Annotated in this window: 14 protein-coding genes and 1 pseudogene; 12 read left to right on the top strand and 3 right to left on the bottom strand. The window is 35.2% G+C overall.

Annotated elements, in window-relative coordinates; all coding sequences use genetic code 11:
* Positions 1 to 105 precede the first annotated feature (105 nt).
* The 8 genes and pseudogenes from HHU08_RS17515 to HHU08_RS17480 form a co-directional block, all read left to right on the top strand.
* On the top strand, positions 106 to 1,068 hold the full coding sequence (locus HHU08_RS17515) for an ABC transporter permease (protein WP_016201830.1): 963 nt from the start codon (positions 106 to 108) through the stop codon (positions 1,066 to 1,068).
* A 12-nt stretch (positions 1,069 to 1,080) separates the two neighbouring features.
* Positions 1,081 to 1,950, top strand: coding sequence for a carbohydrate ABC transporter permease (locus HHU08_RS17510; protein ID WP_016201829.1), 870 nt, complete (start codon positions 1,081 to 1,083; stop codon positions 1,948 to 1,950).
* 127 nt (positions 1,951 to 2,077) lie between these two features.
* Positions 2,078 to 3,703, top strand: a complete 1,626-nt coding sequence (locus HHU08_RS17505) for an ABC transporter substrate-binding protein (protein WP_101730648.1) — start codon at positions 2,078 to 2,080, stop codon at positions 3,701 to 3,703.
* Between the two features lie 299 nt (positions 3,704 to 4,002).
* Positions 4,003 to 4,698 (top strand): DUF624 domain-containing protein, encoded by a 696-nt coding sequence (locus HHU08_RS17500; protein WP_169188960.1) that lies wholly within the window; start codon positions 4,003 to 4,005, stop codon positions 4,696 to 4,698.
* Positions 4,699 to 4,910: 212 nt separating this feature from the next.
* On the top strand, positions 4,911 to 6,026 hold the full coding sequence (gene uxuA, locus HHU08_RS17495; protein WP_169188959.1) for a mannonate dehydratase: 1,116 nt from the start codon (positions 4,911 to 4,913) through the stop codon (positions 6,024 to 6,026).
* Complete coding sequence (locus HHU08_RS17490; RefSeq protein WP_016201826.1) at positions 6,010 to 6,855, top strand: SDR family oxidoreductase; 846 nt, start codon at positions 6,010 to 6,012, stop codon at positions 6,853 to 6,855. The genes uxuA and HHU08_RS17490 overlap by 17 nt, the downstream gene beginning before the upstream one ends.
* A gap of 197 nt (positions 6,856 to 7,052) precedes the next feature.
* Positions 7,053 to 9,104 (top strand): alpha-glucuronidase family glycosyl hydrolase, encoded by a 2,052-nt coding sequence (locus HHU08_RS17485; RefSeq protein WP_169188958.1) that lies wholly within the window; start codon positions 7,053 to 7,055, stop codon positions 9,102 to 9,104.
* 205 nt (positions 9,105 to 9,309) lie between these two features.
* A pseudogene (locus HHU08_RS17480) lies at positions 9,310 to 10,533 on the top strand (GH39 family glycosyl hydrolase); the annotation flags it as partial.
* 247 nt (positions 10,534 to 10,780) lie between these two features.
* Here the strand turns inward: HHU08_RS17480 and HHU08_RS17475 are convergent.
* Positions 10,781 to 12,220, bottom strand: coding sequence for a DDE-type integrase/transposase/recombinase (locus tag HHU08_RS17475; protein ID WP_169187685.1), 1,440 nt, complete (start codon positions 12,218 to 12,220; stop codon positions 10,781 to 10,783).
* Between the two features lie 165 nt (positions 12,221 to 12,385).
* Here HHU08_RS17475 and HHU08_RS17470 point away from each other — a divergent pair, with 165 nt between their 5' ends.
* On the top strand, positions 12,386 to 12,670 hold the full coding sequence (locus tag HHU08_RS17470) for a GH39 family glycosyl hydrolase (RefSeq protein ID WP_169188957.1): 285 nt from the start codon (positions 12,386 to 12,388) through the stop codon (positions 12,668 to 12,670).
* Between the two features lie 68 nt (positions 12,671 to 12,738).
* Entirely contained in the window at positions 12,739 to 13,818 is a 1,080-nt protein-coding gene (locus HHU08_RS17465) for a glycosyl hydrolase family 8 (protein WP_205835829.1), read from the top strand.
* Positions 13,819 to 13,875: 57 nt separating this feature from the next.
* On the opposite strand, the gene HHU08_RS17460 is transcribed toward HHU08_RS17465, so the two are convergent.
* Positions 13,876 to 15,051: an ROK family transcriptional regulator gene (locus HHU08_RS17460; protein WP_169188955.1), complete on the bottom strand. Its 1,176-nt coding sequence runs from the start codon at positions 15,049 to 15,051 to the stop codon at positions 13,876 to 13,878.
* Positions 15,052 to 15,441: 390 nt separating this feature from the next.
* Here HHU08_RS17460 and HHU08_RS17455 point away from each other — a divergent pair, with 390 nt between their 5' ends.
* The gene (locus HHU08_RS17455) at positions 15,442 to 16,425 is read left to right on the top strand and encodes an aldo/keto reductase (RefSeq protein WP_169188954.1); all 984 of its coding nucleotides are present in this window, start codon (positions 15,442 to 15,444) and stop codon (positions 16,423 to 16,425) included.
* A gap of 186 nt (positions 16,426 to 16,611) precedes the next feature.
* On the opposite strand, the gene ytvI is transcribed toward HHU08_RS17455, so the two are convergent.
* Positions 16,612 to 17,736: a sporulation integral membrane protein YtvI gene (gene ytvI, locus HHU08_RS17450; RefSeq protein ID WP_016201821.1), complete on the bottom strand. Its 1,125-nt coding sequence runs from the start codon at positions 17,734 to 17,736 to the stop codon at positions 16,612 to 16,614.
* Between the two features lie 191 nt (positions 17,737 to 17,927).
* Between ytvI and HHU08_RS17445 the strand changes: the two genes are divergently transcribed.
* Positions 17,928 to 18,395 carry a DUF441 domain-containing protein gene (locus HHU08_RS17445; RefSeq protein WP_016201820.1) on the top strand — a complete coding sequence of 156 codons (468 nt, stop codon included), beginning with the start codon at positions 17,928 to 17,930 and terminating at the stop codon, positions 18,393 to 18,395.
* Positions 18,396 to 18,577 lie beyond the last annotated feature (182 nt).

Here is an 18,577-nt window from a genome sequence, read left to right as displayed (position 1 = left end):
TCATTCATTTAAGTGAAGCTTTGCTTTATAACAGTCTGCTAGCTGCTATTCAATGAATCAGCAAACGACTGGTGTGTCACTATTAAACAGAAACGGGGGGTTCTCATGGAAACAGAAGTCGTTCAATCACAAGTAAATAAGACAATAAAGACAAAAAGAAGTAGATTTAAAACAACGTTAACTGCTATACGGAAAGATTGGCAGCTATATTCCTTGTTGGTTTTACCACTCATCTATTTATTAATTTTTAAATATGGTCCAATGCTTGGAAATGTTATCGCTTTCAGAAGGTATATGCCAGGCGGAAAAATGTATGGCGAACAATGGGTAGGCTTATATTATTTTGAGATGTTTATTAACGACCCGGTATTTTGGAATGTATTTAAAAACACCCTCATTCTAGGCGGAATAACTTTACTGTTTTGTTTTCCGATGCCAATTATTTTTGCTCTTCTTTTAAATGAAATAAAGTCGAAAAAATTCAAGAAATTTGTACAAACAGCTTCCTATTTACCGCATTTTTTATCTATTGTTATCATAGCTGGAATGATTTTACAATTGACTGCATTAAACGGTTCCATTAATGCGATAGTAGAGTTTTTTACAGGAGAAAAAATAAGCTTTATTCAAAGTCCAGACTGGTTTAGGACAATTTATGTTACATCGGAAGTATGGCAAGGAATGGGATGGGGAGCGATTCTTTACTTGGCTGCCCTAACGACTATTGATGATTCTTTATATGAAGCAGCAAAGATAGATGGTGCTAACCGCTGGAAACAAACCTGGCATATTACCATTCCAGGTATATTGCCGACAATTGTTACACTCCTAATTTTGAATATTGGTAGTTTCCTAGCGATTGGCTTTGAAAAGATCTTATTGATTTACAATCCTTTAACCTATGAAACTTCAGATGTTATTTCAACATATCTATACCGTGTTGGTTTAGAATCAAATAATTTTAGTTATGCGGCTGCTATTGGGTTATTTGAATCCATAATAGGCTTAGTGCTTGTGTTAACAGCGAATAGCATATCGAGAAAACTAACTGAAAGAAGTTTATGGTAGGGGGGAGATTAGATGAAAGAATCGAAGCAATACAAAATCTTTAAAGTCTTTAATGTATGTATTCTATTAATTATTATATTTTGTACGTTATATCCATTTATAAATGTAGTTGCACAGTCTTTTAGTAGTGAGTCTTATATCAATTCAGGACAGGTAAATTTGTTTCCAAAGGGATTTAATGTAGAAACCTATCAGAAGGTTCTTTCTGATACGATGTTTTGGATTAATTATAAAAACACAGTTGTGTATACAGTGGTAGGTACAATCATTTCCATGTTTTTGACGACAATATTTGCCTATGCACTTTCAAAAAGAAGATTAGTAGGACGCAGGTTTTTAACAGTATTTGCTGTATTTACGATGTTCTTTAACGGAGGCTTAATTCCAAACTATGTTTTAATCAACGCATTAGGATTCGCTAATACTATGTGGGCAATTGTTATCCCAGGTGCTATTAGTATTTATAATATGCTGATTATGAAATCTTTTTTTGAAAATATGCCTGAGGAACTTGAAGAGGCAGCAGCTATTGATGGTTTAAACACGTATGGCATTCTATTAAAAATTGTATTGCCATTAAGTAAAGCTGTAATTGCCACGATGGTGTTATTTTATGCAGTGGCATATTGGAATTCTTGGTTCAGTGCTTTCATTTATTTAGATAAAAAAGAATTATTTCCAGTTACTATCTATCTACGAAATATGATTGCGGGAACAACTAGTGGCATGTCAGCTGGTGCAACATCAGCCGACAACTTAACACAAATCTCTGCAAATATTAAGTCGGTAACAATGGTATTAACGATTTTGCCAATATTAACGGTGTATCCATTTGTACAAAAGTACTTTGTTTCTGGCGTAATGTTAGGTTCTATTAAGTAATAAAATAGGACCTTAATAGTAACAGGAGTTCAGCGTAGTTGTTTTTCCTAAGGATTCCTTCTATACGCCTGCTTTTAGTGAAAAACGACTTTACGCTTTTCCTATATATATAAGGGGAGGAAATACTATGAAAGAAAGTTGTAAAAAGGTTGGGCTATTTCTAGGTTTGATGATGTTAGTACTTATTGCTGTAGCTTGTTCGAATGAAGAATCAACAAGTAAAGAGGCAGAAGTATCGACAAAAGGGGCAATGGAATCTTATAATGCAGGGGACACATTTAAAGCAACTGAGCCATTTGATTTATCTATTTTATATATGGATCAGCCAACATATCCATATAAAGAAGATTGGCTATTATGGGATAAGATTAAAGAAATCACAGGTGTTACATTAAAGCCAACTATTGTTCCAATGAGTGATTACACACAAAAAAGAAGTTTGTTAATTAGTTCAGGGGATGCACCAATTGTTATTCCAAAAACATACCCAGGAGAAGAATCTGCTTTTGTAGCATCTGGTGCGGCACTTCCGGTAAGCGATTACATTGATAAAATGCCTCATTTCAAAGAAAAAGTAGAAAAATGGAATATGGATTCTGAATTAGATACTTTACGTCAAAATGATGGGAAATTCTATGTACTTCCAGGTTTACATGAAGAGGTTTGGCCAGATTATACGTTAATTGTAAGAACAGATATCTTTGAAGAAAATAACATTGCTATTCCAACAACATGGGATGAGCTGTATACATCAATGAAGAAATTGAAAGAAGTATATCCAGATTCATTTCCTTTCTCTGACCGCTTTACGTTTAATAGTACACTGAATATTGCAGCAACAGGTTTTGGAACGAAAGCTGGATGGGGATTCGGAAACGGCTTGTCTTATGATCAAGATGCAGATGAATTCGTTTATGCAGCAACAACAGATGGCTATAAAGAAATGCTTACTTACTTTCACAAGTTAGTGGAAGAAGGCTTGTTAGACGAAGAAAGTTTCACACAAAGCGATGATCAAGCTGTACAGAAATTTGTAACTGGTAAATCATTCATTATAAATGGAAACTCTCAGACAATTAACTTACATCGTGTGGATATGGATAAAACATTAGGTAAAGGAAACTACGCTATTTCAAAAATTACTGTTCCTGGTGGTCCTGCTGGCCAATTAATGTCAGGATCTAGGTTAGAAAACGGCGTGATGATTACTTCGAAAATTAAAGAAAGCGAAAACTTCGAAGCAATTCTTCAGTTTATTGACTGGTTATATTACAGTGATGAAGGGCAAGAATTTACTAAATGGGGAGTAGAAGGAACAACGTTCACGAAGGAAGATGGAGAAAGAAAATTAACAGATGATATCAATTACAATGGTTTAAATCCGAATGGAACACAGGATTTACGTGTTGACTATGGTTTCTCTGGCGGGGTTTTTGCTTATGGTGGAACAACAGACTTGCTTCATTCCATGATGAGTGAAGAAGAGATTAAGTTCCAAAATGATATGAAAGCAGTCAAAACACCAATTCCAACAGACCCATTAATTCCTTATTCTATTGAAGATAGAGAAAAGGCAACATTACAAAGTACACCATTAAAAGATTATACAAACCAAAACACATTAAAGTTTATTTTAGGTACTCGTGATTTAAGTGAATTTGATGCTTTTGTAAAAGAGCTACAAAGTCAAGGCTTAGATCAATATGTAGATACAGCAAACAAAACGTATCAAGAATACAAGAAAAATAACTAAGTAATAATGATGGATGAGATATCTTCTAACAATCGGCTCTTGCTAAAAAGCTGGTTTCAAAAGATTATTGTGCTGAAAATAGAAAAATTTTAAAAAGTAATACGGAGCAGCCTGGATACACGTAGACGCCACGGAATTAGCGAGCAGTATGAGTGAAATCCTGAAGACTCTCCGCTCTCCTCACGGGAAGTGATGTGTATTCAGGCTGCAGGTTAATAGAAACAAACTTTAAGAAAAGAACCTTTCTAAAAAGCAGAATGTCTCATCCTCCATTTATATTTTGAAAGAAGGTGAAAAGCATGGAACAAAAAAAAGAGTTTGGCCAAGGGATATTATTTACATTTAGTAATTATGTGTATTGGATTTTATTAACAAATATCTATTTTGTCGCGACCAATGCAGTATTCATTTTTTTCTTCATGACATTAACACCATCATTTTCTAATATTGCACTATATGCTCTTGCCTTAATACCGTCAGGACCAGCTATATCAGGACTGCTTTATTCGATGGAGAAACTAGTGAGAACGAAGGAATTGTCGCCAACTGCTGACTTTTTCTATGGCTATCGATCGAATTTAAAAGGTACGTTTTATATCTGGACTATAATCCTAGCGGTATTCTTTGTCTTACTCATCGACTTACAATACCTCCGTATGACAGTAACTCCAGTCAATCAAATCATTTTTATCGTTGTGCTTATACTTACTCTTATCTGGACAATGCTTAGTATAAATATATTAATAATCAATGCCAAATACACTTTTCGATTAAGAGATTTAGTAAAGTTGTCTGCGTATTATTTGTTTATTAAGTTCAAAGAAACAATAGGCAATATATTAATCTTATTTTTAGTTGGGGTTGCAACGGTAATGACGACTGATTTCCTAGTAATTTTTATTGCCAGTTTAATTGCAATGATCATGTCATTTAATTCAAGAGCGATGTTGAATCATATAGAAAGTAATTTCCTAAAAAAAAGCTACATCAAATAGTATGGATGAAAGGTATGATGCTCCGCATGTACATGGATCATAAGAGGAATTTAATAATTCCTTTTAGCATAAATTATAATTTTTTTTAAATGATATATGAATACTATAAGGCCCCGGTTGGTCGGAACTAAACTTATTTTCATACAAAAAATTATTTTAAGATTAATGGAGGCATATAGTGTAAAGAGATGAATTGATAGGAGGTTTTGTTAGTGAAGGCAACATTTAGGTGGTTTGGCAAGGAGGATGACAGCGTTTCCTTAGAGTATATTAGACAAATACCTGGAATCGATGGTATTGTGGGTGCTTTATTTGATATTCCTGTAGGAGAAGTGTGGCCTGAAAGTAGGATCATGGAGCTGAAGGAAGAGATTAATAGAAACGGCATGAGCCTAGAAGTGATTGAAAGTGTAAATATTCATGAAGATATAAAGCTTGGTCTTCCATCTCGAGAAAAATACATTGAAAATTATAAAGAAACGATTCGAAATCTGGCAAAAGCTGGTGTCAAGGTAATCTGCTATAATTTTATGCCGATTTTTGATTGGACACGTTCCGATCTAGCAAAGGAGCTTCCTGATGGATCGACTGTTCTTGCATACGAAAAAGCAAAAATAGAGTCGATTGAACCGTTAGAGTTAATCGAACAAATGGAGAATTTATCGAATGGATATTCTCTTCCTGGCTGGGAACCAGAAAGGCTAAAAGCGATAAAGCAGTTATTTGAATTATATCAAGATGTAACAGAAGAAGATTTATTTGATCATCTCCAGTATTTCTTAGAGCAAGTAATTCCAGTAGCAGAAGAATGTGATATTAAAATGGCAATCCATCCAGATGATCCACCATGGTCCGTATTTGGTCTACCACGAATTGTTCGATCGAAGGAGAATTTAGAGCGAATTGTAAAGCTTGTGAATAGTCCATCTAATGGTTTAACGATATGCTCAGGTTCTTTAGGGGCAAATCCGAATCATGATATTCCGGATATCTTATGTCATTTTTTAAAAATGAATCGGGTACCCTTTGTTCATATACGAAATATTAAAATAGCGGATAACGGGAATTTTCAGGAAACCTCTCATAGAAGCACGGAAGAAGGTTCTCTTGATTTATATAAAATAGTAAAGGTTCTCCACGATCATGGTTTTAAAGGCTATTTCCGTCCAGATCACGGCAGAATGATTTGGGGAGAAAAAGCAAGACCTGGTTATGGACTTTACGATCGAGCTTTAGGAATTATGTATATTTTAGGAATTTGGGATAGTTTGGAGCAAAACAATAAAGCGGTTAAGAAAGGGGAAATTAACAATGTTACCATTAATTGAAAATCTATCTGGGAAAGTAGCGGTTATTACTGGTGGTGGAGGAGTGCTTTGTAGTTGTATGGCAAAGGAGCTAGGCAGACAAGGGGTAAAAGTAGCTCTTCTTAATCGTACATATGAAAAAGCACAAAAGGTAGCGGAGGAAATAAATAAGGAAGGTGGAACTGCCATTGCTATTGCGTGTGATGTCGTAGATGTGAACAGTGTTAAGGAAGCGGAAAAAATAGTTTCTGATACATTTGGAAGCTGTGACATTCTTATAAATGGGGCAGGAGGAAATCATCCAAAGGGAATTACATCAGAAGAAATCCTACGGATAGAGGATTTGGACAAAGCAGGGCTTACTAGTTTTTTCGATTTAACGATTGAGGGCTTCTCCTTTGTATTTAATCTAAATATAATTGGAACATTGATTCCTACCCAGGTATTTTCTAAGCAAATGCTTGGGAAAAGTGGAACCATCATAAATATATCCTCAATGAGTGCGCCAAGTCCGATGACGAAAGTACCTGCCTACAGTGCAGCTAAAGCAGGTATAGAGAATTTCACAAAATGGTTAGCTGTACATATGGCGGAAACAGGTATAAGAGTAAATGCCATTGCTCCAGGATTTTTCTTAACAAAACAGAACGAAGCTTTGCTTAAAAATTCAGATGGCTCCTATACAGACCGGACGAAGAAAATATTGGCACATACGCCAGTAAAAAGATTAGGAAAACCAGAAGATCTATTAGGAACTCTATTATGGCTAGTTAATGAGGAGGCAAGCGGATTTGTTACGGGAATCAGCGTTCCGGTTGACGGAGGATTTATGGCATATTCAGGAGTTTAAAATTAGCATTTTTCGAAAAGATTGTTGTTTTTTTCAATAGAAAAAATTAATTATTTCGAAAAGGGGAGCAGCCTTAATGCATGTAGATGTTCAAGAATTAGCAACAAACGTTACGAAAACAGCTTTAAGAAAAAAGAGTAAAGTAGTTAAATTCTTTTAAAGATAAAAGATTTTACGAGAAAAGGAGTGAAGAGACAATGACATTAGTAGAAACCTTGCAAAAAACGGATGAATATAAATGCTGGCTAAGATATGAGAGAAAGAAAGATTTAGCAAATATAGAAGCATTAAAAAAAATTGTTGTATTAGAAAAAACGGAAATAATTAAGTCAGCTGTAGAAGAATTAAAAAGAGGAATATTATCGATAACAGGAATAGAACCTGAAGTTATAGCAGACAGGGAAGGGAACAATTCGGCAATTGTTTTAGCAACAGTAGATAGTTCGAATATGACTACTTTGAATAGATCATTGAATAATGATGGATATATGTTACAGTCTTTCACTAAACCAAAGGAACGAATTTATTTAACAGGAAAGACCGATAAAGGTGTCTTGTATGCAGCTTTTCATTTTTTACGAATATTACAGACAAATAGAGATTATCAACAGCTAGATATTATAGAAAATCCTAAGACTCAATTAAGAATGATTAATCACTGGGACAATATGGATGGTTCTATTGAACGGGGCTATGCTGGACACTCAATCTTTTTTGAGAATAATCAATTTATACTGGATTATGGACGAATCAAAGATTATGCAAGGTTGATGGCTTCGATTGGAATTAATGGGATCTCTATCAATAATGTTAATGTTCATAAAGCTGAAACTAATCTGATTACAAAGGAATTACTTCCTGACGTGGCAAAAGTGGCAAATATATTCAGACAATATGGTATTAGACTTTTTTTATCTATTAATTATGCTAGTACGATTGAAATTGGCGGTCTTTCTACAGCTGATCCACTAGATCCACAGGTGAGAGAATGGTGGACAAAGAAAACTGCAGAAATTTATCAATATATAGAAGACTTCGGTGGCTTTGTTGTGAAAGCGGATTCTGAACATCGACCTGGACCGTTCACTTATAATCGAAATCATGCAGATGGTGCGAATATGTTAGGGGAGGCTTTGCTACCTTTTGATGGAATCGTCATTTGGCGTTGCTTTGTATATGATTGTCTTCAAGATTGGAGAGATCGAACGACAGATCGAGCGAAAGCAGCATACGATCATTTTAAACCACTAGATGGTCAATTTTTAGAGAATGTTATTCTGCAAATCAAAAATGGACCAATGGATTTTCAAGTAAGAGAGCCAGTTTCACCACTATTTGGGGCTATGCCAGAGACAAATCAAGTACTAGAATTTCAAATCACACAAGAATATACGGGACAACAGAAACATTTATGTTATTTAATTCCCCAATGGAAAAAAGTACTGGATTTTGATACATATGCAAAAGGGGAAGGTTCTACGGTAAAAAAGGTGGTTGATGGAACTCTATTTCATTATAAATATAGTGGAATTTCAGCTGTTACAAATATTGGGAATGAGTCGAGTTGGACTGGTCACATTCTTGCACAAGCTAATCTATATGGGTATGGGAGATTAATTTGGAATCCAGACTTACCAGAAGCAACGATTACAGATGAATGGGTAACACAAACATTTGGAAAACATCCCAAAATACTAAACACTGTAAAAGAGATGCTTGCAGATTCATGGAGTATTTATGAAAAATATACCGCTCCTTTAGGAGTTGGCTGGATGGTGAATCCTAATCACCATTATGGTCCAAATGTAGACGGTTATGAATATTCCCCTTGGGGTACTTATCATTTCGCAGATTGGAAAGGGATTGGGGTAAATCGAACAAAGAAAGACGGAACTGGATATACGGAACAATATTTCCCGGAAAATTTCGACATGTATGAATCAGTGGAGACTTGTCCAGATGAATTAGTCCTATTTTTTCACCATGTTCCATATACACATGTTTTAAAGTCGGGAACCACAGTAATTCAGCATATTTATAACACTCACTTTGAAGGGGTAGAAGACGTAGAAAATCTACTTGAAAGTTGGATTAGTTTAAATGGTTTTGTAGATGAAAAAAGATATAACGACATTCTACAAAGGTTAACTATCCAATTGGAACATTCTAAGGAATGGAGAGATATAATTAATACTTATTTCTACCGAAAGTCAGGGATAAATGATGAACTGAACCGTGTTATTTATTAAATATTTCTATTATAGCTATTAGTCAATTCATGTGGGCAGTATTCTCGATTTCGTCAACGAGTTAGGGAATCCACTGCCCAATGTTCTTTAGCTTATATAGGCTGTGGGTTACTAACAACAAACTTTACGAAACAATCTTTAACTAACAATATTTTGCTAGATGATTACAGAAATACATTTAAATGGAGAATAGGAGAGGTCGGTAATGGAATCAATTATTATAGCATCAAAAGGAGAGGGGAAGCTGAAGGAAAACTGGAAATATTGCATTGGAACTGGGAGACTTGGTCTGGCACTACAGAAAGAATATCTTGATCATCTCAAAATTATTCAAGAGAAAATTGGATTTAAATATATTAGAGGACATGGTTTACTTTCAGATGACGTCGGTATTTATCGGGAAATGAAGATAGGAGAGGAAGTAAAGCCATTTTATAACTTTACTTACATTGACCGCATCTTTGACTCTTTTCTTGAGCTGAACTTACGACCCTTTATTGAATTTGGTTTTATGCCAGAATTACTTTCTTCTGGTGACCAAACGATTTTTTATTGGAAAGGAAATGTAACTCCACCAAGTGATTATCAAAAATGGAGTAATTTAATTACAGCAGTAGTAAACCATTTTATTGAACGCTATGGAATAGAAGAAGTTAAACAATGGCCATTTGAAGTTTGGAATGAGCCTAACTTAGTAAACTTTTGGAAGGATGCCGATAAAGAAGAATACTTTAGGCTATATAAAGTTACAGCGCTAGCAATTAAAGCGGTAAACCAAGATCTTCAGGTTGGTGGTCCGGCAATTTGTGGTGGTGCTGACGAGTGGATTGTTGATTTCTTGAATTTCTGTCATAGGGAGAATGTGCCTGTAGATTTCGTCAGTCGACATGCCTACACATCGCTAAGCCCTAAAAAAGTTACTCCTGATTATTATTATCAAGATCTAGTAGATAATACAGATATGCTTAAACAGTTTGAGGTAGTTCGTGGTCTAATTAAGGAATCACCTTTTTCTGATTTGCCCTTCCATATTACCGAATATAATACTTCTTATAGTCCGATCAATCCCGTTCATGATACACCGTTAAATGCAACCTATCTTGCACGGATATTAAGTGAGGGTGGAGACTTTGTCGATTCTTTTTCGTATTGGACTTTTAGTGATGTTTTTGAAGAGGCTGATGTGCCAAAGGCTTTATTCCATGGCGGGTTTGGTTTAATGGCGCTTCATTCCATCCCAAAGCCAACTTTTCATTTATTTTCCTTTTTCAATAGACTTGGTGAGGAAGTTCTGTATCGTGATACACAAATGATTATTACGCGAAAAGAAAATGGATCGATTACACTTGTAGCTTGGAATGAGGTAATGGCTAAAGGAGAAGGCTTTGAGAAGGAATTAGTGATTAAAATACCTGTTAGTGGTAGTGTCAAAAGATTTATGAAAACTACCTAAAGGGTTAGTTTCTCTCCTATTTACTGGATGGAGATGCGCCGCAATCGCTCTTGACAAACACGCCAATGGTTTGAGGATTGTTTAACAAGGGCGAAGGGAACAAAAGAAGGCATACCAAATAAGCCCTTGGTTGTTTCCATTTTAAACCATTGGCAAGTTCGGTTTGTCAAGAGTTCGCTCCGCCGATTGCTGAATTAGCTTAAGGGCTCAGCTAAACAAAAAGTTAGGCTTGTCTTTGTTCTACTATCCATTGTTGTGCTAATCCAATGAGCTTTGTCCAACGTGCTGGCATTGTTGGAAGCCCCTTGAGTTCTGGATTCACTACGGGCACTTTTCCTTCTAAGGCGGCATGCGGACGCAAAAAGTTAAAGTAGGCCGTAAATAAGGTGACGTATGAAATGGAACCATGTTCAGAGCCGAATCCATGAGTGGAGCGATAATTGCCCTTAAAGGTGCGGTTAAGTCTCTCAATTATTTGTTTCAGTGGTCTATATTCGGTCGAAACAGGGTCCTCATTGGTTAATCCAATGACCTGCTTCACATCGAATGAAATCCCATGTTGAGCGAAGAAATGTTGGGCTAAAAGATAGATTGGATTCCCGTCTACCACAAAGGTCAGATTTTCTGGAATCTCTTTCATCTTGATTAAGACCTCATCAATTGCTCGAATGGCTGTTGCTGTGTCTCGATTAGGCGACACCGGATACGAAAGAATAATCTTTTTCACGGCGTCAAAAAAGAAAAATAAATAATGCCATCGACCGTTTACTCTGATATACGTTTCATCACCGCAGAATTGGTCTGAAAGTTCATAGGGATAGTGATCCACATAAGGTTTAAGTAATAAAGCTACGCTATTTTCGTAGTTCAATACAGTCTGATGTGAAATCATCACTCCGTGTACGTCCTGCATAATCGCAGCTGTTTTACGGGCCGAAAGGCCATAGTTTACATGATAGGTTAGGATTAATCCTAATGTATGTGGTGATGCATAAATCTTTGATAAGTCAACGGCCGGCAGTTCTGGTGATTCCTTGGATAACGGCTGGAAATCGATATGAAACTGACGGAAAATGTATCTTAATTTAAATGCTTGAGGGTCCTTTTTGAACCTTTTCTTTTCTTTTGAAGTCATCCCATTGAGCTTCTTTTGATAATAAGAACAGTCATTGTTCTTGCACTTAAACACGTGAAAATCTTTTCTTTCTTTTATTTTCTCGAGAGTTTTGGAACAATGAGGACACTTCAGGATGGCTTCCTTAGAATAACGGTTCTTTTCACTGAAGAGCTCTGTACACACCTTGCATTGATACTGGCCTTTATCTCCATTGTTGGCATAAAGATAATCTGATGGAGCACCACACTTTGGGCAGTTCATGGATTTAGGTACGGAAACTTTTGCATTCTTACGCCTTTGAACAGGTTTAAGTGGTTTCCCGTTCTTCTCTAGATATTCACTAAGAAGAACTCGATAATCAAGCTGTTCCAGAACTTCAATGACCGGAAGGTCGTCCACTTGAAGTTTTCGATATGGTTTATTTACTGGCTGTTCAGTAGGCTTATCAAACATACTCTTACCAATCAATAAAGTAAGCAATGTTCGAATTAGTTGTTCTTGATAGTTTATAAAAGTTAATAAATAGGTTATAATTTGAGGGTACAAATTGTCACTTCCTTTTCTAGGTTGTTGAGAGTGTCGTAACCTCAATTATCCTTAGAATTCAGGGGGTGGCAATTTTTTTGCTTATAAAGCCCTCTCAGATAGGATTTAATAACCTATTTACTATAAAAGTTTTGACAATACGCTGTTAGTAGTGGGGAGTACTTTATGAAGAGGCAGAGTGTAGATGAGAATCATGCGAATCCTTGGAAAGTATGGAAAGAATTAGGTAGACCTCGTTTCCCAGACAAGGAATCAGTGGAAACATTAAAAGAAGCAGCTATACCAAAGTTATCTACAGCAAAACAAAAGAAAGAAGCAGATGGCTATTTAAAGCTTTCTATTACCCTAACAAAAAATGAAGTGACACTTATAGAATTAAGGGCAATAGTATATGAAACCCAAACTTATGAAGGATTAGATGATAGTCTTATAACTTCTTATTCTTCTTAATAGAAAGGAGGAGTGTTTAGGTGAAAGGTGCATTTTATACAGGTAATTATCGAAATATTTTTAAAGAGATGGGATACTCGGATACAGCTATTCAATCAAAAATAGAGGATGCATGGGCACAAATTTTTTATGGCGATGATGATACGAGAATTTATTTTCCTTCTATGGATGGAGGATATTTATTAGATACAGGGAATCTTGATGTTAGAACAGAAGGTATGTCCTATGGAATGATGATTGCTGTCCAATTAGATAAGAAAGAGGAATTTGATCGCATATGGAATTGGACAAAGAAACATATGTATATGAATACTGGAGAAAATGCTGGTTACTTTGCCTGGTCTTGTAATCCAGATGGCTCAAAGCAGTCAGATGGACCTGCACCAGATGGTGAAGAATTTTTTGCACTAGCCTTATTTTTTGCAGCCCATCGATGGGGAGATGGAGAACAACCTTTCAACTATAGTCAACAAGCAAGAGATTTATTGCAAACCTGTTTGCATAAGGAGGAAGAGGGAAAAGGACACTCCATGTGGAATCTGGACAACAAGTTAATAAAATTTGTTCCAAACTGTGAATTTACAGATCCCTCTTATCATTTGCCACATTTTTACGAGTTATTTGCTTGCTGGGCAAATCCAGAAGACCAAGCGTTTTGGAAAGAAGCAGCAGAGGCAAGCCGAGAATATTTGAAAACAGCATGTCACTCAGAAACAGGACTTGCTCCCGAATATGCTTATTATGATGGTACTCCAAATAATGATAAGGGCTATGGTCATTTTTATAGCGACTCTTATCGAGTTGCTGCAAATATAGGTCTTGATTATGAATGGTTTGGAGGAAGTGAATCAGAAAGAGAAACGGCTAATAAAATCCAGAATTTTTTTGCTGAAAAAGATCCTGAAGATTATCGGAGATACACGATTGAAGGAGTTCCTTTTACGGAAAAATCACTTCATCCAATTGGATTAATTGCAACGAATGCAATGGCTTCTTTAGCGGCCGACGGACCGAATGCTAAAAGAATGGTTGAATTATTTTGGAATACGCCAATTAGAAAAGGCGAAAGGCGGTATTATGATAATTGCTTATACTTTTTTAGTTTACTTGCTTTAAGCGGTAATTATCGAATTTGGATGCCAAAATAAATGTATGTTGAACGTATGTTTTAAACGACTTAATAATTAATATAGTCTAAACAGCAATTAATCCGGCTGCAACATACATCTTAAAAAATTCTCTGTAGAAAAAGCTGCAGCCCCTAAGGCAGAGGACGCAAAATCAATATCAGAGAAATGGATAGTCAGCTTCGATTGATGAAAGGGTAAAGTATAATTACTTATCATTTTTTTCACACGTGGCTCTATCCATCTTTTTGCTAAGGAGAGGCGATTTCCAATGATGATTTGTTCTGGATTAAATGTATGAATGATATTTATAATTCCAGATCCTAAATGATCCCCCACCTCATGGAATAAATGGATTGCTTGGTTATTTCCTTGGTTAGCAAGCTCAATTAAGTCATTTAAATGAATTTGTTTTTTATCTCCTAGCTTTAATTGTGTAGCTCTAGTTAATAAGTATTGTTCAGAAGCATATAGTTCCCAGCAGCCTTTATTGCCACAGCGGCATTCTAGTCCATCCTTTTGTATGGTCATATGACCGATTTCACCTGAATAACCTAGCGTTCCTTTATATAATTCTCCGTTAATAATAATGCCAGCACCAATTCCAATGCCTGCACTTACATAAATAAGATTTTGAAAAGGTTGCCCTAGGCCGAATTCCTTTTCTCCATAGGCTCCTGCGTTTGCTTCATTTTCGACTAAAACAGGAAGATGAAATTGTGCCTCTAATTGTTTCTTAAGCGATATGTTTTTCCAGCCAAGGTTTGGTGCTAGTAGAATCTCTCCTTCCATGTTTATAATCCCTGGTGCGCCAATTCCAATCCCAATTACACCATAAGGAGATTTAGGAGCATTCTCTATTAAAGTAGTAATAATTTTTTTTATCATTTCTAGTGTATCTTCATACGTTAAATTTACATACTTTTCATTTATCCGATAAATAATATTTCCACGTAAATCGGTTAAAATTCCTAATATGTAATTGACACCTAGGTCAATACCGATTGAATAGCCTGCTTGTTCATTAAATAGCAGCATGACAGGTCGTCTGCCTCCACTCGACTCGCCATGACCAGATTTATAGATTAACTGTTCGTCAATAAGCTCTGATACTAAGGAGGAGACAGTGCCCTTTGTTAATCCTGTTTGTTGCGCAATATCTGCCCGAGAGATTGGAGCATTGTTTTTAATTAAATATAAACATAGTGACTTATTTTCTTTTTTTACCAATTGCTGATTCCAAGTAATATGCATGTTTTTTCTTAGTCTCCTTTTATCCCGTATCTTGCCTTTTGAACTGGAAAAATTTATTTATTATCAGAAGTTGAATTATCTCTTAAAGCATCATTCTTAATTGATTAATTATACTACAGTTTGTCTATTAACCAAACCTAAACAAAAGGGATAAATATTGTTGAAAAACTATTTATCCAAAAGATAAACAAAGGGAATCGTTTTTTATACGTTGGTTTATTTAATATACAAACTTATTAATCCTTGTTATAATTTTGATAGAACAACTTATCTGTATACGCACAGAGTAGAGACTCCTTTAGATTTTTTCTTTTTACAGATACCGTTCAAATTAGCATTAATTTCAATAAAATCGTGTAAGTAGTCTTAGCTAGTGGAGGTGCTTAAAGAGTGAATTACAGAAATTTAGGAAATACAGGCCTAAAAATCAGTGAAGTAAGTTTCGGTACGTGGGCAATTGGTGGTTCATGGGGAAAGGTTGATGACACTGAAGCATTAAAATCCTTAGAACTGGCAATCGAAAAAGGCGTGAATTTTTTTGATACAGCAGATGTATATGGAGATGGACATAGTGAGGAGCTGCTTGCTAAGGCCACGAAAGGGAAAGAGGATCAAATCCATATTGCAACTAAGTTTTGTCGTGGAGGAGATATTTTTGCACAGCAAACATACTCAGACGAAAGTGTTCGTCAGTATTGTGAAAATAGTTTAAAGCGATTAAATAGAGAAGCAATCGATTTATACCAAATTCATTGTCCGCCAACAGAAATATTAAAAGATGGTCAAGTATTTGAGGTACTTGATAAATTACAGCAAAAAGGAAAAATTCGGAATTATGGAGTAAGTGTTGAAACAGTGGAGCAGGGGCTTATATGCTTGCAAAATCCAAACGTAAAGGCGTTGCAAGTTATTTTTAATATTTTTCGCCAAAAACCACTTGAGAAATTAATTCCTGTAGCGGAGAAGCAAGGGGTCGGGATTCTTGTGCGTCTTCCGTTGGCTAGTGGTTTACTTACTGGGAAATTTACGAAAAATCATACTTTTGATGAAGATGATCATCGCAAATTTAATGAAAATGGGAAAGCCTTTAATGTAGGAGAAACATTTGCAGGGCTTGGTTTTAAAAAGGGTGTAGAATTAGCAGATGAGCTTACTTGGATTGCGAATGGTCGAAAGTCAATGGCTACTGCAGCATTACGATGGATATTGGATCAGCAAGGTATTTCTTGTGTAATTCCAGGATTCAAAAATCGAAAGCAAATTGTTGAAAACTTAAAAGCATTAGAGGAAAAAACATTTAATATGGATGAATTACAAACACTAAGAACATTTTATGAAGATAAAGTGAAAAATTCTATTAGAGGTCCATACTAACATTAGATATAGATGAAAAAGAGCGGTGAATTTCCAATTGGAAATTCACCGCTCCTTTTTTCAAACTTTGCTCTCAAAGAGATTAATAAATACATCTTTATCCCACATTTAACGGACAGTAAGACCCAACCGTAAGTTTAGGAGAATTCAAGGAAGATAGGTGGGAGATGAAGGGAAACCCTCACTTTATTTCGGTATCTCACTTTCTCCTTTAATAAATTTCCAAATGTCCTGAAAAACATTTGCTCTATGTAAGGTAGTGACAATGACTAGGGAAACAGGACCAATAATTAGCCCGATAAATCCAAAAAGCTTAAATCCAACAAATAGAGCAATTAAGGTTGCTAAGGGATCTAGCCCAATATTAGAAGAGAGAATTTTTGGTTCCATTATTTGCCGTTGAACTAAAACGACGATATAGAGCACCGATAACCCTATTGCCAGCACGATTTGTCCAGTAATAATCTCATAAATTATCCAAGGAACGAATATTAGACCTGTACCCAAATACGGAATAATATCAACTATTCCAGTTAAGAGTGCAATCGTAATCGCATAATCAACTCGAAGTATTAAAAGGCCAATTAAAATAATGACTGTTGTAATCGAAACAAGCGTTAACTGTGCTTTAATAAATCCAAGTAAAGCTTTCTTTAATTCAAAGAAAACTGTTTTTCCACTATTTAACCATTTAGAAGGAAAAAATTTTCCGAACTTCAATGATAACCGAACCCAGTCTTTACTAATAAAAAACGTGGCTAATAAAGAGAATATTAGAACACTCGCTGCATTAGGAAACCAGGATAGTATGATGGGAATGTTAAGGAAAAAGGATTGCAAAAAATCTCCCATAACATTTCCAACCTGTTCGCCAACTTTATTTATATTTGTCATAATCGTATCTTGTTGACCTGTTCCAAGATTATTGAAGGTTTGTGATATTTTATTATATAATGGGATAATTTGCGCTGCGAACAAATCCTCAATATATCGAATAATGATATCAATATGTTTCGGTACTACCTCACCCAGATAAGCCGCCCCTGCTACAATCTCGGCAATTAGTAAAGAAACTAACCCAGCAAATACAGATAATATGAGCAAAATACTTAAAATTACAGCAAAGGCTCTAGGCAGTTTACATTTAAATTGCAAAAAATTAACAAGTGGATTCATTAAAAAAGCAATTAGAAATCCTATAATAAAGGGATAGGTTACTTTGGATAAATAAAAGAAGCTAACAAATAATAGGATGGTAGCTACAATAACTACAATAAACCGAATCGTACGGTTAAGATATGTATAATTCAATGTTAATCCTCCCATTTTTAGTATAATAAATAATAGACCATTATCAATTGCAAAATAGAATAGAAGTAAATTCCTTTTTCATCTATATTTTCTATACTTATGCATTTTTAATCGGAATTCCTGCTTTTTATAAATAATTTAATAAGTAGGAAGAGATTTTTTGGTTAATGTTTTTTAAAGGAGAGTCATTTATGTTTTTATTTAGTCAATCTTATTTATTTTTATATTTGCTTTTGGCAATTGCTCTTGTAGCTAAAAACAATTCTTTAATAATTGCGGTTATTTTCTTATTAATAATGAAACTGATTGGGATAGATAGTAAATTATTTGCCTTGATTCAATCAAAAGGAATTAATTGGGGGGTAACAATTATTACAATTGCTGTGCTTGTACCTATTGCAACAGGCGATATTGGATTTAAAGATTTGTCCGCTACCTTTAAATCACCGTATGCGTGGATTGCTTTAATTTCTGGAATTATGGTTGCGTTGCTCGCAAAGGGTGGGGTTAGTTTATTGGCTGATTCCCCTGAAATTACAACTGCTCTTGTTTTGGGAACCATTTTGTCAGTATCTGTCTTTAACGGGGTAGCTGTAGGTCCGTTAATTGGAGCTGGAATTGCTTATGCTGCAATAAAAGTAGTAGAGTGGATAACCTGATCCACTCTCTGTTATGCATAAGGAAGACAGGAGCTGTGAATTTATGGTATAATTAAAAAAAGAAAGAATATAGTGTAAAGGAGAATCAGAAAAAATTTTTTTTACTATATCTACAGTTTTTAAGTATAAAATATGAGACATTTTGAAGATTTTTGTTTATAATGAAAGGGTAGTTACATTTT

Source organism: Niallia alba, assembly GCF_012933555.1.
Classification (GTDB): domain Bacteria; phylum Bacillota; class Bacilli; order Bacillales; family Cytobacillaceae; genus Niallia; species Niallia alba.
The sequence above is the reverse complement of the archived record's forward strand: the minus strand, read 5'-3'. Positions and strand labels throughout refer to the sequence as shown.

Coding starts and splice junctions, on each gene's coding strand:
- HHU08_RS17490 (WP_016201826.1), top strand. CDS start 6,010: ATGTTACCATTAATTGAAAATCTATCTGGGAAAGTAGCGGTTATTACT.
- HHU08_RS17505 (WP_101730648.1), top strand. CDS start 2,078: ATGAAAGAAAGTTGTAAAAAGGTTGGGCTATTTCTAGGTTTGATGATG.
- HHU08_RS17460 (WP_169188955.1), bottom strand. CDS start 15,051: ATGCATATTACTTGGAATCAGCAATTGGTAAAAAAAGAAAATAAGTCA.
- HHU08_RS17445 (WP_016201820.1), top strand. CDS start 17,928: ATGTTTTTATTTAGTCAATCTTATTTATTTTTATATTTGCTTTTGGCA.
- HHU08_RS17465 (WP_205835829.1), top strand. CDS start 12,739: ATGGGATACTCGGATACAGCTATTCAATCAAAAATAGAGGATGCATGG.
- HHU08_RS17470 (WP_169188957.1), top strand. CDS start 12,386: ATGAAGAGGCAGAGTGTAGATGAGAATCATGCGAATCCTTGGAAAGTA.
- HHU08_RS17510 (WP_016201829.1), top strand. CDS start 1,081: ATGAAAGAATCGAAGCAATACAAAATCTTTAAAGTCTTTAATGTATGT.
- HHU08_RS17515 (WP_016201830.1), top strand. CDS start 106: ATGGAAACAGAAGTCGTTCAATCACAAGTAAATAAGACAATAAAGACA.
- HHU08_RS17485 (WP_169188958.1), top strand. CDS start 7,053: ATGACATTAGTAGAAACCTTGCAAAAAACGGATGAATATAAATGCTGG.
- HHU08_RS17500 (WP_169188960.1), top strand. CDS start 4,003: ATGGAACAAAAAAAAGAGTTTGGCCAAGGGATATTATTTACATTTAGT.